The organism is Mucilaginibacter boryungensis, assembly GCF_015221995.1.
Taxonomy (GTDB): Bacteria; Bacteroidota; Bacteroidia; order Sphingobacteriales; family Sphingobacteriaceae; genus Mucilaginibacter; species Mucilaginibacter boryungensis.
The window spans coordinates 313,413-327,522 of sequence record NZ_JADFFM010000002.1 but is presented as its reverse complement, the minus strand read 5'-3'; the positions used below and the strand labels follow the sequence as shown (position 1 = coordinate 327,522).

General features: G+C 42.3%; 11 protein-coding genes. 6 read left to right on the top strand and 5 right to left on the bottom strand.

The window, feature by feature from the left end:
• The first annotated feature begins 132 nt into the window (after nucleotides 1-132).
• The 4 genes from IRJ18_RS14305 (at nucleotide 133) to IRJ18_RS14290 (ending at nucleotide 6,741) form a co-directional block, all read left to right on the top strand.
• Entirely contained in the window at nucleotides 133-1,482 is a 1,350-nt protein-coding gene (locus IRJ18_RS14305) for a TolC family protein (RefSeq protein ID WP_194107001.1), read from the top strand.
• Between the two features lie 22 nt (nucleotides 1,483-1,504).
• Nucleotides 1,505-2,641, top strand: a complete 1,137-nt coding sequence (locus IRJ18_RS14300; RefSeq protein WP_194107000.1) for an efflux RND transporter periplasmic adaptor subunit — start codon at nucleotides 1,505-1,507, stop codon at nucleotides 2,639-2,641.
• A gap of 26 nt (nucleotides 2,642-2,667) precedes the next feature.
• Nucleotides 2,668-5,832, top strand: a complete 3,165-nt coding sequence (locus tag IRJ18_RS14295) for an efflux RND transporter permease subunit (RefSeq protein ID WP_194106999.1) — start codon at nucleotides 2,668-2,670, stop codon at nucleotides 5,830-5,832.
• A 372-nt stretch (nucleotides 5,833-6,204) separates the two neighbouring features.
• The gene (locus IRJ18_RS14290; RefSeq protein WP_194106998.1) at nucleotides 6,205-6,741 is read left to right on the top strand and encodes a hypothetical protein; all 537 of its coding nucleotides are present in this window, start codon (nucleotides 6,205-6,207) and stop codon (nucleotides 6,739-6,741) included.
• Nucleotides 6,742-6,801: 60 nt separating this feature from the next.
• Here the strand turns inward: IRJ18_RS14290 and IRJ18_RS14285 are convergent, their stop codons facing one another.
• A complete protein-coding gene (locus IRJ18_RS14285; protein WP_194106997.1) occupies nucleotides 6,802-7,521 on the bottom strand; it encodes an RluA family pseudouridine synthase in 720 nt (239 codons plus the stop codon).
• Between the two features lie 183 nt (nucleotides 7,522-7,704).
• Here IRJ18_RS14285 and IRJ18_RS14280 point away from each other — a divergent pair, with 183 nt between their 5' ends.
• A complete protein-coding gene (locus IRJ18_RS14280) occupies nucleotides 7,705-8,223 on the top strand; it encodes a hypothetical protein (RefSeq protein WP_194106996.1) in 519 nt (172 codons plus the stop codon).
• 141 nt (nucleotides 8,224-8,364) lie between these two features.
• Here IRJ18_RS14280 and IRJ18_RS14275 read toward each other — a convergent pair whose 3' ends face one another.
• From IRJ18_RS14275 to IRJ18_RS14260, 4 genes are all read right to left on the bottom strand, one after another.
• The gene (locus IRJ18_RS14275; protein WP_194106995.1) at nucleotides 8,365-9,057 is read right to left on the bottom strand and encodes a response regulator transcription factor; all 693 of its coding nucleotides are present in this window, start codon (nucleotides 9,055-9,057) and stop codon (nucleotides 8,365-8,367) included.
• A gap of 101 nt (nucleotides 9,058-9,158) precedes the next feature.
• Entirely contained in the window at nucleotides 9,159-10,280 is a 1,122-nt protein-coding gene (locus IRJ18_RS14270; RefSeq protein ID WP_194106994.1) for a redoxin domain-containing protein, read from the bottom strand.
• Complete coding sequence (gatB, locus tag IRJ18_RS14265; protein WP_194106993.1) at nucleotides 10,281-11,729, bottom strand: Asp-tRNA(Asn)/Glu-tRNA(Gln) amidotransferase subunit GatB; 1,449 nt, start codon at nucleotides 11,727-11,729, stop codon at nucleotides 10,281-10,283. It abuts the gene before it with no gap.
• Between the two features lie 153 nt (nucleotides 11,730-11,882).
• Nucleotides 11,883-12,557: a hypothetical protein gene (locus tag IRJ18_RS14260; protein WP_194106992.1), complete on the bottom strand. Its 675-nt coding sequence runs from the start codon at nucleotides 12,555-12,557 to the stop codon at nucleotides 11,883-11,885.
• A gap of 134 nt (nucleotides 12,558-12,691) precedes the next feature.
• On the opposite strand from IRJ18_RS14260, the gene tyrS reads away from it, so the two are divergent.
• The gene (tyrS, locus tag IRJ18_RS14255) at nucleotides 12,692-13,981 is read left to right on the top strand and encodes a tyrosine--tRNA ligase (RefSeq protein ID WP_194106991.1); all 1,290 of its coding nucleotides are present in this window, start codon (nucleotides 12,692-12,694) and stop codon (nucleotides 13,979-13,981) included.
• The last annotated feature ends 129 nt before the right edge of the window (nucleotides 13,982-14,110 follow it).

Here is a 14,110-nt window from a genome sequence, read left to right as displayed (position 1 = left end):
AATGTCAAATAAATGTAACAGATTTATTAAATATTAAAACCTAAATTTATTAATGCAATATTCGCACCAATCTCCCCTGATTGGTAAACTTTTGCCTATAGCTATTGTTAGTTTTCGCACTTAATTACCACGATGAAAAACAGTTTTCACTTCACAATATTTTCTTTTTTAATTCTTCCGGTTACTTTATTGGCCCAAACAAAGCAGGATTCATTGCCTGCCGTGTTAAGTTTAGACCAATGTATAAAATATGCTTTACAAAATCAACCCGCGGTTAGGCAAGCCAGCATTGATGAGGCGATAAACGAAAAAAATATCGGCATTGCATTATCGGCATGGTTGCCGCAGGTAAACTCGAATAACAGCGCTACGCATTATTTTAAAGGCAGCCCTGCTACAGGCGGGGGCGCAAATGGCGGCACTGGTGTTGGTACCAGTAGTGATATTCATAATGTATCTGTTTTAGGTATACAGGCCACACAGGTAATATATAATAACGATGTGCTGCTGGCATCAAAGGCTTCAAAATATTCGCGCGAGTACTATAAGGACAATGCCTACAACAGCCAGATAGCTGTAGTAGCCGATGTAAGTAAGGCTTTTTACGATGTCCTGTTATCACAACGGCAACTGGATATTATAAAGGAGGATATTGTGCGCCTGCAACGCAGTTTAAAGGATGCTACCGCGCGTTATCAGGCCGGTGTGGTTGATAAAACTGATTATAAGCAGGCAACCATAGCCCTTAATAATGCTATTGCCAGCCGTAAGCAAACCGAGGAAGCGATTAAAAGCAAATCGGCTTTTTTAAGACAGCAAATGGGCATGCCGGCCGAACGGCCCTTAAGTTTATCGTACGATTCGACCCGTTATGAACGCGAAGCTTTTATTGATACTAACCAGGTTTTAGATTATACCAACCGCATAGAATACCGCCAATTAGAAGCACAACGCAACCTGACAGGGCTTAACGTAAATTATTACCGCTATGGGTTTTTACCGTCCTTATCGGCAAATGGCGCCTACAACCTGGGCTATTTCAGTAATAAACTGGGCGATCTGTACGGCAATTCGTTTCCAAGCCTGTATGCGGGTTTAACTTTATCTATCCCTATTTTTACCGGGGGCAAACGTTTACAAAACCTGGCCAAGGCCCATTTACAGGTAGACCGTGCCGATCTGGATCTTATCCAAACCAAAAACACCATTAATACCCAATACACACAGGCCCTGGCTAATTATAAAAGCAACTACACCAATTGGCAGTTGCTAAAACAAAATGTGGATTTGGCAAACGATGTATATAAAGTAGTTAGCTTACAATACCGCGAAGGAATAAAAACTTATCTTGATGTCATTGTTTCACAATCAGACCTGCGCACGGCCGAACTGAATTACTTTAACGCGCTGTTCCAGGTGCTTAGCAGTAAAATAGATCTGCAAAGGGCTATGGGGACAATTGGTACATTTAATAAACAGTAATAACAGAAGATACCTCTATTATATGAAAAACTCCTATATATATTTAATTGCAGCGGTGGCGTCAATCGCTATCGCATCATGCGGCAACAAACAGGAAAAACAAGCCCCGCCGCCGCCCACTGCAGTAGACGTCACTGAGGCCACACAAGGCAACGCAGTGTATTACGACCAGTACCAGGGCACTGTTGTAGCAGTAAATAGTGTGGAACTGCGCAGCCAGGTGGCAGGTTTTATTACAGCCATATTTGTTAAAGACGGCGCTTTAGTAAGCAAAGGGCAGCCGCTATATGAAATTGACCGCCGTAAATATCAGGCTGCTTACGCTCAGGCTGTGGCTAATGTAAATAGCGCGCAGGCAAACCTGGTGAAGGCCCAGAAAGATATAGATAGATACAATATGCTGCTAAAGGCCGATGCTGTTGCCCGCCAAACGGTTGATAATGCTGCGGCTGCGTTTGAAACCGCGAAAAGCCAGGTAGCAGCAGCAAAAGCAGCAAGGGAATCGGCCGCTACCGATTTGTCTTATGCTGTTATTAAGGCGCCATTTAGCGGTCGTATAGGTATATCGCAGGTAAAACTGGGTACGCAGATCACTCCGGGCACTACGCTGTTAAATACTATATCAGCAGATAATCCAATGGCAGTGGATGTGGTAATTAACGAGCAGGATATCAATCGTTTTTACGATCTCCAAAAACATAATACCGATAGTACCTTCAGGTTAAAATTATCCAATGATTCCCTTTATAACAGGCCTGGAAGGATATTGGCCATCGACCGTGGGGTTAACAATCAAACAGGTACGGTTAAGGTACGTGTGCAATTTGATAATACTGACGGTATGTTAAAGGATGGTATGAGCGCCCAACTAAAAGTATTGAACAATAATTCTGGTCAGCGTGTAATTATCCCTTATAAAGCCGTTACCGAGCAAATGGGCGAATTTTTTGTTTTTGTTACCCAGGATACCATTGCCCTGCAAAAGAAAGTAAAATTAGGCCCGCGCTTAAATGATAACGTGGTGATAATGGACGGCATAAAAGCCGGTGATAAAGTAATTACCGATGGCTTCCAGCGTTTGCGCGATAGCGGTAAGATAACATTAGGCCCGCCACCTGCAGCAGCGGGTAAAAGCCGGCACAACCAGGCAAATAAATAGCGGCGTCCGTTTAAATATAAATTAGAATGATAGCAGAAACCTTTATAAAAAGACCCGTTACCGCGATTGTTATTTCCATAGTGATTGTAGTGGTAGGTATTTTAGCTATAAGTAGTTTGCCCGTTGGGCAATACCCCGAAATAACCCCCCCAACGGTAACTATAACCGGTAACTACACAGGTGCCGACGCGCTTACGGTAGAGCAAACCGTAGCCACACCAATTGAGAGCCAGGTAAACGGTACACCTGGGATGACCTATCTGCAAAGTAATAGTACTAACAATGGTGCGCTAAGTATGACGGCCAACTTTGAAGTAGGTACCGATATTAACATTGCCGCGCTTGATGTGCAGAACCGTGTTGGTATTGCTACACCAACCCTGCCCCAAGAAGTACAACGCCTGGGCCTTACCGTACGTAAAAAGAACCCAAGCATATTATTGCTGGTGGCTTTATATTCGCCAAACGGAAGCCACAATGTTACTTTTTTAGATAACTATGCCAACGTTTTTATTAAAGATGCCTTGCTGCGCGCGAAGGGTGTGGGTGATGTGATATCGCGGGCTGACGATTTTAGCATGCGCATTTGGTTGAAGCCTGATAAACTGGCTGCCCTTGGCATGACCCCGGCTGATGTGACCGCCGCGCTTAACGAACAAAACGCACAGGTAGCCGCGGGTACGATAGGTGCTACGCCACAGGAACATGGCCAAACTTTTGAATATTCGGTACTGGTAAAAGGGCGCTTAGCCAAACCTGAGGAATTTGGTAATGTAATTGTCCGCACACAGCCTAATAATGGTGCGGTGGTGCATTTAAAAGATGTGGCTCGTATTGAATTGGGTAAATTTAACTATGCCGGCAACAGTTATGTTGATGGCAAAAGGTCATCGTATCTATTGGTTTACCAGGCACCGGGCAGTAACGCTATTGAAACAGCAGACGCGGTTTATGCAACCATGAAAGAGCTTAAAAAATCTTTCCCGGCTGATGTTGACTATGTAGTTCCATTTGAGGCTATTACGGTAGTAAAAGTTTCTGTACACGAGGTTGTGGAAACCCTGATTATTGCTTTGTTCTTGGTTATTATTGTGGTGTTTTTATTCCTGCAAAGCTGGCGTACAACGCTTATCCCTGTATTGGCCATCCCGGTTTCCATTATCGGTACATTCATTTTCTTTATCCCGCTGCATTTTACCATTAACACGCTTACCCTGTTTGGCTTTGTGCTGGCTATTGGTATTGTGGTGGATGATGCCATTGTGGTGGTAGAAGCGGTGCAGCATTACATGGACGAGAAAAATATGTCGCCAAAGGATGCTACCCTGCACGCTATGCGCGATATTTCGGCGCCGGTTATTGCTATCGCTTTAATATTGGCCGCAGTGTTTGTGCCGGTAGGTTTTATACCGGGTATAGTAGGGCGTTTGTATCAGCAGTTTGCTATTACCATTGCCATTTCGGTATTAATATCGGCATTTGTGGCATTATCATTAACACCGGCTTTATGTACGCTATTGTTAAAGCCCCATAAACTGGATAAACAATCAAAAGGACTGGATAGATTCTTTTTTAGGTTTAATGCCTGGTTTGAAAGGCTTACGGGGAAATACCGTAACGGGGTTGATAAAGGTATCAGGAATTCCAAATTTGTGATCATTATACTGGTTTGCATTATAGTAGGGACCATCATGCTATTTAAAGGTAAGCCTACAGGCTTTATCCCAACGGAAGATGAAGGTCGTATTTACATCACTTACGATTTGCCCGAAGCTTCATCAACCGAGCGCACAGTAGCCATACTGAACCAAATGATGGATACGCTAAAAAAAGTACCCGAAATATATCATTATGCGGCATTGGGGGGATTAAATGTGGTGAGCTTTGCCACAAAATCTAACAGCGCAACCATATTTGTGCAATTGAAACCGTGGGACCAGCGTAAAAAAACATCGTTACAACTGGTGCCTATATTGCAGAAAAAGTTGGCATTTTTCAAAGAAGCCAGTGTTGTGGTTATTCCGCCGCCGGCTATTCCTGGACTTGGCACCACCGCGGGTTTTTCTTTCATTTTAGAAGAAAGGCAAGCAGGGGGAGATATAAAAAATTTTGAAAAAGTGCTGAAAACCTTTATTGGTGAAGTGGCGAAGCGCCCCGAAATTGGTAAAGCATTCTCCTTCTTTACCGCACGCACGCCAGCCTATCAGTTAACTATAGACCGTGAAAAGGCTAAACGCCTGGGTGTGCAGATATCTGACATCAACAATGCCCTGCAAACCTATATGGGCAGCGCTTATATTAACGACTTTACTATTTATGGGCGCAACTTCCGCGTACTGGCGCAGGCCGATACAAATTACCGTACCAATATGGATAACCTGGGGCAATACTTTGTGCGTAACCAGCAAGGGACGATGGTGCCTTTAAGTACGCTGACGACTTATAAAATGATAGAAAATGCACCACTGATATCGCACTTTAACCTGTTCCGCTCCGCCGAGATTGACGGGAACCCCAAAGAAGGCTATAGTAGCGGTGATGCATTGAAAGCTTTAGAGGAAGTTGCCGCGCAAACCCTGCCCCAAGGTTATGGATACGAATTTTCCGGTTTAAGCCGGGAGGAAAAACTATCCGGATCGAAAACGATATATATATTTATGCTGTCTATCGGTTTTGTGTTCCTGTTTCTTGCTGCCTTGTACGAGAGTTGGTCGGTACCGTTCTCGGTATTGTTAGCGGTACCACTGGGCGCTTTCGGCGCTATTTTGTTCCTCACGTTAAATAAATCGCTGGTTGATAATATTTACGCGCAGATAGGTTTGATTACCCTGATAGGTTTGGCCGCAAAAAACGCCATCCTTATTGTTGAGTTTGCAAAAGAGCGTGTAGATAATGGCATGGACCTGGAAGAAGCAACGCTGGAAGCGGTAAAGCTTCGTCTGCGACCAATCATTATGACATCAATGGCGTTTATTTTAGGCGTGGCACCATTATTATTTGCTTCGGGCGCAGGCGCCGAGGCTCGAAAAACCATTGGCTGGACAGTGTTTGGTGGAATGCTTGGTGCAACATCTCTGGCCATATTTATTGTGCCAGTGCTATTTTACCTGATCACTAAGGTGGCTTATGGTAAAGAAAAGCTGGCTGAACTACATAAAAACTTTAAACCAGACCCAGAGAAGTTGCATTAATATTCATCATTTTTAAGTTTAATATTAAAGGTCACCGCGAAATGGTGACCTTTTTTTATTGAAAAGCCATTAAACTTCCGTTATACAGTACATTTTTTGCCATAGATACTGAACACTTAAATGACATAAAAGCATGCCATAATTGGCTCTCAAAAACCTGACTTTTAAATGAGAATAGCAAAATGAGCTACAGTTTTTCAACTGTTTGATTACTGATTTACAGCGTTTAAGTGTATAGTTTTAGTTATAGCCTATAACCAGTTGAAATGTTAAATTGGCATAAAATTGACCTTTTTGTATTTGTTTTGGCAAAGTATTTGTAAATGGGGAATAAGCAATCTAAAAATTGTTCACTTACAAATGAAAACAAAAATGAAACACTCAACTAAATTAATAGCTACCGCTGTTGCAGCAGTAGGTATTTTCTTCGGAACACAAAAAGCTAACGCGCAAACTAAGGAAGCAAATCCATGGCGCTTAGGCATTGGCCTGGAAGCTGGTGCACCAACAGGTAACTTACACGATGTATCAAACTTTGAATTAGGCGGTACTGCCCGCCTGCAATATGGTGCTGACAAAGGCTTAGCCTGGACTTTAACCTCTGGCTATTACAATGCCTTTGGTAAAGAGATAACCGTGGGTAACACAACTGTAAAAAGCCCATCAATAGGTATTGTACCTGTAAAAGCTGGTATTAAAGCTTTCTTTGCTGATAACATTTACTTCGGCGCTGAAGCAGGTGCTGGTTTTGAAACCAAAGGCGCTAAGGATACTAAGCTAATATTAGCTCCAGGGTTAGGGTATGCCGGTAAATCATTAGATGTAGGCGTACGTTATGAAAACTTCTCTGGTCAGGGTAATAACTATGGCTTAGTTGGTTTACGTATAGCTTATGGCTTTGGTTTATAATCAATAAAAACAACCATTTAACACAAGCCCTCCCGATGTGAATCGGGAGGGCTTGTGTGTTTAACTATCAAACTTATCCAGCAATTTCAGTAACGTCTCAAAGTCCTTAGGATAAGGGGCATGAATGATAACATCCTTCCCATCTAATAACTTAAAGGTTACTTCGTAAGCGTGCAAGGCAAAACGTTTCATAATAGGCATCTCTTCCTGATCTTTACCTAAATGGTACTTGCGTTTCAGGGCTGATAGAAATACCGGCTTGCCGCGATACATTTCATCGCCTGCAATGGCGGCCTGTTGGGTAGCCAGGTGTATACGGATTTGGTGCATGCGGCCGGTTACAGGTTTACATTCAACCAAAGTATAATGCTTATAAAATTTAATGGATTTAAACCATGTTTCAGCACGTTTACCTTCCTGGCGATTAATTGATACGTTACCTTTACCTGTATTAAGGATTGGGAGATCAATAAACAAGTCCTCGAATACGTGGGTGCCTTCAATCACCGCGTGATAAACCTTTTTTACCTGACGGTGCTCAAACTGCATCGATACCGAGCGATAAGCCTCGGGTGTTTTAGCGATAATAAGTGCTCCGCTGGTTTCTTTATCCAAGCGGTGACATATCTGCGCATCATCCGAATACTGTTTTGCCAGGCGCAGCATATTTATCTCGCCGCCTTCCCGTTCATCAAGCGTGCTGATAAAGGCGGGTTTATTCACCACAATCAGGTCATCATTTTCAAAAAGGATCAGCTCGGTAAATTTTGGAATCTTCATTATAATGTGTTGGCGTATTGTTCATTTTTTGAGTCAAACACAAACAGATACGTTGTTTTACAGCCTGCAAAAATACGGTTAATAAACCAAATATATAGCGGCACCGCTTCAAATAGGGCTGAATTTGAGATTGGCATGGTTATTATTCAGGTTAGATATATTCAACTACCTATTTAAAAGCATATGAACACCAATAACACACAACCTGAAGAAAAGGGATTTTTTGAAAAGGTTAAAGACACCATAGCAGGTTTATGGGAAGATACGACAGAGAAAGCCGAAGATTTAAAAGATGCAGCCGGAGAAAAAATTGATGAGCTAAAAGGAAAAAATACTAAAACAAGAAGCACGACCAAGAAAAGCCCGGTTGCAAAAACACCGGCTAAAGCTAACAAAGCTGCCACCAGCGCAAAAACTAAAGTTACTGAAGCCAAAAGTAGTGGAAAAGCAAATATAGCTGATGGAAAAACGAACGCCCATAAAAATGTAGCAAAGGCTAAAACAGAAGCCGCCAAAGCTACTGACAAGGCCAAAACTACAGCGTCGAAGGCAGGCGACAAAGCTAAAACTACAGGCACCAAATCATCTGCCAAAGTAAGTTCGGCTAATAGCGGCGCTAAAAAAACAGCAGCGGCTAAAACGGATAAAGCATCGACAACGGCTAAAAAGAAAACTTCAACTGCTAAGAAATCAGCAGCATAATATAGTCGATACACTCAATAGAAAAGGACACCGATTTCAGTGTCCTTTTCTATTTCATTCCAGCGTCATTGCAAAGCGTGGTGGTTAAAGGAAAAAGGAGATGCGAACATCCTTTTCTTAACTAATCACTTATCTCCAAACTCAACTTAACTCAAACTTGTAACCAACACCTTTAACAGTTGATACATAATTCTCGCCCAGCTTTTCCCTGATCTTACGGATATGCACATCAATAGTACGGTTGGTTACTACAACCGAATCCTCCCAGATATTTTTCAGGATCACTTCGCGCGTGTACACCTTGCCTGGTTTTGATGCCAGCAGGTACAGTAATTCAAACTCTTTTTTGGCCAAAACAACTTTATTGCCACCCTGGAAAACAAGATATGCTTCGCGGTCGATCACCAGATCGCCAATTTCCAATTTGTTATCGATTACCTCTTCGGGGGCCGAATTGCGGCGTAGGATGGCATTAATGCGGCTAACTAAGGCACGTGGTTTAATAGGTTTGGCTATATAATCATCAGCACCTACATTAAAACCCGCAATTTCTGAATATTCCTCGCTGCGGGCCGTCAGGAAAACCATAAAGGTGGTTTTAAACTCGGGCATGGTGCGCATAATACGGCAGGCTTCAATGCCGTCCATTTTGGGCATCATAATATCCAGCACAATTAGGTCGGGTTGTACTTTTTTAGCTTCGGCTACAGCTTCCTGTCCGTTTTTGGCAGTATAAACCTGGTAACCTTCTTTTTTCAGGTTATATTCAATCAGTTCCAGTATATCGGGTTCGTCGTCAACAATTAATATTTTCTGCCTTGATATTGTGCTCATTTATGTAGCGGTTGAATTTTAATATAAAAGTACCTGCTTTATTGCACTAAACGGTTAAGTGAATATTAACAAATTGTTAAACGTTACTTTTGGGTAACATGTTATTGACCTTTATTGAATGTTTTGTTTAAAAAATCTTCAAGATCGGCCCCTGATAAATTTTTAGCTACGATAATACCCTGGGGATCAATTATAAAATTTGCGGGGATGGCTTCAATATGATAAAGCTTTTCTGTAGGGCCGTCAAACTTTTTCAGATCAGATGCTTGTTCCCAGGTCATGCTCAGTTCGGCAATACCTTTTTGCCAGGCTTGTTTATCATCATCCAGCGATATGCCTAAAATATTTAAACCTTTACTTTTATAAGTGGCGTATTGTTTTACTACATTGGGCATTTCTGCCCGGCATGGCCCACACCATGATGCCCAAAAGTCAAGCATCACGTATTTGCCTTTATAGTCAGATAGTTTTACCGTTTTGCCATCCATCATCATGGTGGTAAAATCGGGCGCTTTATGGCCAACCGAGATAGGTTTTACCAGCATCATTTGTTTTACAAACTGCTGCACTGCGGCATTGCCTTTAAAAGTATCTTTTATCGCATCAGCATAAGCTACCAGTTGCTGCTCATATTTATAAGTATCCAGCGATGTAGCTGCGTAAAAGGCCGCCAGCGATTTTTGGTTTTCGGTTACAAATTTATAAACAGCCTTGTTCATCTCGTCTTGCGATTTCAGGAACTGCGGCCTGTATACGGCCAGTAATGAATCTGATTGGTGCCCTATTTTTGCGAGTTTAGCCTGGTATTCCGTAACGATCTTTTCAGTTTTAGCGCCATACTCATTAGTGATCTTGTTAAACTCCTGTATTTTCTCCGATTCCTGCGAGCCGCTGATCGAGTAAGCATGGGTGCTATCGGCCTCATCGGTTTTAAAGGTAATATCATCGCCGTTTTGGGCTATCAGATCAAACACGTTTGCCCCAATACGCAGTTTATATAAGTTGGCATATACCGAGGGATGCTTAAATTGGAATTTACCATCCTCACTTAAATTTACCGAATCTACAACGTTTACCTGCGCGCTGTCGGCTTCCAGCAGATATACTTTTTTAATGGCCCCAGGGTGTTCCAATGTGCCATTAATATGGAATGCATTTTTATCAGCACAGGATGCTATGATAAGGGCAAGCAACGCCAAACTGCTATAAATACGATTTTTCATTTACTTTGTTTCTAATGCCTTAATAAGCAATTGGTTAGTTTTTTGCGGATCTATTTTCCCTTTCGATTGTTTCATGATCTCGCCCATGAATAATCCTAAAACCCCCTTTTTGCCTTTTCGATACTCAGTTACTTTGTCGGGGAATTTAGACAAAGCTTTCAAAATAAATTCATTTAATTCATCGCTGCTATCGCTAATAAACAAGTTAAGCTCGGTAGCCAGTTGTTCAGCAGATTTGCCGGTGTTTTTTAGTAGTTCGGGTAATAATTTATGAGCCGCAATGGTATGGTTGATCTTGCCATCGTCTACCAGCTTTATCATTCCTGCTAAATGTTCGGGGTTGGGTGGTGTGGTGTGGCTATCATCCAAAACTGCTTTTAGCGGGCCCATCAGCCAGTTAGTTGCGGCCTTGTAATTGGTGGTATATTTTATGATGGTTTCAAAATATTGGGCCAGATGATAATCTGATGTGATCACCCCGGCATCATAATCTGATAAACCGAATTGGGTGGTATATTTTTGGTATAGCTCGCCGGGTAAGGCGGGCATTTCGGCACGTATTTGTTCAATATCAGCTTTGGTAAGTACTAAGGGCGGCAGGTCAGGCTCGGGGAAATAACGGTAATCATTAGCCATTTCCTTACTGCGCAATACCGAGGTTTCGCCGGTATCTGCATCAAAGTTTAGTGTATTTTGGTCAATATGGCCCCCATTTTCAATTACATCTATCTGTCGTTGAAATTCATGGTCGATAGCGCGCTGTACATTGCGGATAGAGTTTAAATTTTTTACTTCGCAACGGTTGCCATACTGAGACGCGCCTTTTAATCGTACAGAGATATTGGCATCGCAACGCAAGCTGCCTTCTTCCATATTTCCATCGCAAATATCAAGATAACGTACCAGTTTGCGTATCTCTGTCAGGTATTGCCCGGCTTCCTCTGCGCTGCGCAGGTCGGGTTCAGATACGATCTCTATCAGCGGGACACCTGCACGGTTTAAATCAATCAACGAGTCGGTGCCATGCTGGTCATGCATGCTTTTGCCCGCGTCTTCCTCCAGATGGATATGATGTATGGCAATATCTTTTTTGCTGCCATCGCTTAGCTTCACAGTAATGTGGCCACCCAAACAAATAGGGGCCAGATCCTGGCTTATCTGGTAGCCTTTCGGCAAGTCGGCATAAAAATAATTTTTACGGGCAAAATGGTTTTCCTGGTTAATGGTACAATGGCAGGCCAGCCCCATTTTAATGGCATAGGCCACCGCTTTTTTATTTAAAAATGGCAATGTGCCCGGGTGCCCCAGCGATACCATGCTGATATGCCTGTTAGGTTCGGCCCCAAACGCGGCGCTATCCGATGAGAAAATTTTGCTTTGTGTGGATAATTGCGCGTGAACTTCCAATCCAACAACCAGTTCATATTTATCACTTACAGAAGTTGCCATAACAGTAGATAGTGCGCGGTCTTAATTTGTATCGAGGTCAAAAATATAATTTTACTTGGGTAAAATATTAATTAATGCAGATTAATTGGTGTTTAGATATGAATATTCTTAGGCCTGCACTTGGTTTCAATACCCTATATAGCATATAGAGGCCTATGCTTGCTTTTTCAGCTTGGAATCTATCTCATCAAAAATTTCCATAAAGGTATCATGTATCTGTAGCCGATAGGTCATTATTACTCCGGTTAGGCGCGCTTCCTGTTCCGGTGTAAAAGGATGGTGCCAAACCCGCATACATATCCGCTTAAGCGCGTAAGCCACTTGCGATGCATCAACATAAGTTTCCAGGTACCTGTGTTTTTTAAAAGCTTCAAAGAAGGTAAGGAATACATCAGTATTTTGCAACCCGCTGAAAGTCAGGAACTCGTTAATCACTTCTTCGTCGCAACTGCCCAGATGTTTGTAAAAATCATCGACAGTTATTTTATTGGTAGTTACCAATAAGTTGTCCAGTATCAATTCAATAGCAATATGGCCTAAAAAGAATGGCTTAACGGGTGAACCCTCTATTACCGGGCGTAATACTTCTTTTAGTTTACGGCTATGGGTCAGGAAAAACCCGGACGAGTGAAAGTGCCTGTCTACATCCAGATGTTTTTGCCAGCCGGCAATTAATGCATTTACGGTATCTTTATGATGGTGCAGCTTTTCGGGGTGCAGGATAATAGTTTTATCGGCATTTTTTAATAGGTCGGGTAGTACCGTTCCCAGGATATGGTAACAGTTAACGGAATGCCTGTCGAAGTAATAATGCGATAAAAAATTCATAAATAGCCTTAATTGCAAGATAGAGGTAAATGCGTGAATGTGCAAATGTGCAGATATGCAGATGTTAAATTAAGGGTTGCCACGTTTGTTATAATTTGCATATTTGCACATTCGCACATTTGCATATTATATAAATGAACTTTGTTGAAGAATTACGCTGGCGCGGCATGCTGCACGATATTATGCCGGGAACTGAAGAATTGCTGAATAAAGGTATGGTATCGGGCTATATCGGGTTCGACCCTACGGCTGATTCGCTGCATGTGGGAAGCCTGGCGCAAATTATGACGCTGATCCATTTTCAACGTGCTGGCCATAAGCCTTTTGCCCTGGTTGGCGGCGCCACCGGTATGGTGGGCGATCCATCAGGTAAATCGGCCGAACGCAATTTACTTTCAGAAGATGTTTTGCAAAAAAACCTTGATGGTATTAAAAGTCAATTAGAACAGTTTCTTGATTTTGACTGTGGTGCCAACAGCGCCCAAATGGTAAATAACTACGATTGGTTCAAAAACTTTAATTTCCTTGATTTTATCCGTGACGTAGGCAAACACATCACTGTTAACTATATGATGGCTAAGGATTCAGTAAAGAATCGCATCAGCGGCGATACGGGAATGTCGTTCACCGAGTTTAGTTACCAGTTGGTACAGGGGTATGATTTTTATTACCTGTGGAAAAACCATAACTGTGCCCTGCAAATGGGCGGTAGCGACCAATGGGGCAATATAGTTACCGGTACCGAACTTATCCGCAGGAAAGGAGAGGGCCAGGGGGAAGCTTTTGCATTAACTACCCAGTTGATCAAAAAATCTGACGGAAGTAAATTTGGTAAAAGCGAGGGCGGCAATATCTGGCTCGACCCGGCTAAAACATCACCGTACAAATTTTATCAGTTTTGGTTGAATACCAGCGATGATGATGCCAAAACTTATATTCGCATATTCACCTTGTTTGATAAAGAAACGATTGAGGCTTTAGAAGCCGAGCATGCTGTTGCACCTCATTTACGGATATTGCAAAAAGCATTGGCAAAAGATATTACTGTACGTGTGCATAGCGAGCAGGAATATGAGAAAGCGATAAAGGCATCTGAGTTTTTATTCGGCAACACGGATATTCAATTTTTAAATGAATTGAACGAGGCTGAAGTACTGGGGTTGTTTGATGGCGTGCCAAACTTTACTATCAACGCAAATGAAATAGCAGAAGGCATAAATGTAATAGATCTGCTGGCCGAAAAAACGGCGGTATTCCCGTCAAAAGGAGAGGCTAAAAAAATGATAGCGGGCGGTGGCGTTGCCATTAATAAGGCTAAACTTGGCGGGGTTGATGATGTGTTTAACGCATCGCACCTGATCAATGGTAAATACCTTGTGGCGCAAAAAGGCAAAAAGAATTACTTTTTGATTATAGCTGAGTAGGTTTAAAGCAAAAAGACTAAGCTGAAAGCATTAAATATTATGGCCCCTTTAATTAGGGGCTTTTTGGTCTGCCCTTGGCTTTAAGCTTAGATTAAAATAAATTTGTAAAACCGACAAAAGTGTATTACT

Excerpts from the sequence above, each read along its gene's own strand:
- IRJ18_RS14285 (WP_194106997.1), bottom strand. The coding sequence starts at position 7,521 with ATGAAGATTCCAAAATTTACCGAGCTGATCCTTTTTGAAAATGATGAC.
- IRJ18_RS14260 (WP_194106992.1), bottom strand. The coding sequence starts at position 12,557 with ATGAATTTTTTATCGCATTATTACTTCGACAGGCATTCCGTTAACTGT.
- IRJ18_RS14275 (WP_194106995.1), bottom strand. The coding sequence starts at position 9,057 with ATGAGCACAATATCAAGGCAGAAAATATTAATTGTTGACGACGAACCC.
- IRJ18_RS14295 (WP_194106999.1), top strand. The coding sequence starts at position 2,668 with ATGATAGCAGAAACCTTTATAAAAAGACCCGTTACCGCGATTGTTATT.
- gatB (WP_194106993.1), bottom strand. The coding sequence starts at position 11,729 with ATGGCAACTTCTGTAAGTGATAAATATGAACTGGTTGTTGGATTGGAA.
- IRJ18_RS14300 (WP_194107000.1), top strand. The coding sequence starts at position 1,505 with ATGAAAAACTCCTATATATATTTAATTGCAGCGGTGGCGTCAATCGCT.
- tyrS (WP_194106991.1), top strand. The coding sequence starts at position 12,692 with ATGAACTTTGTTGAAGAATTACGCTGGCGCGGCATGCTGCACGATATT.
- IRJ18_RS14305 (WP_194107001.1), top strand. The coding sequence starts at position 133 with ATGAAAAACAGTTTTCACTTCACAATATTTTCTTTTTTAATTCTTCCG.
- IRJ18_RS14280 (WP_194106996.1), top strand. The coding sequence starts at position 7,705 with ATGAACACCAATAACACACAACCTGAAGAAAAGGGATTTTTTGAAAAG.
- IRJ18_RS14290 (WP_194106998.1), top strand. The coding sequence starts at position 6,205 with ATGAAACACTCAACTAAATTAATAGCTACCGCTGTTGCAGCAGTAGGT.
- IRJ18_RS14270 (WP_194106994.1), bottom strand. The coding sequence starts at position 10,280 with ATGAAAAATCGTATTTATAGCAGTTTGGCGTTGCTTGCCCTTATCATA.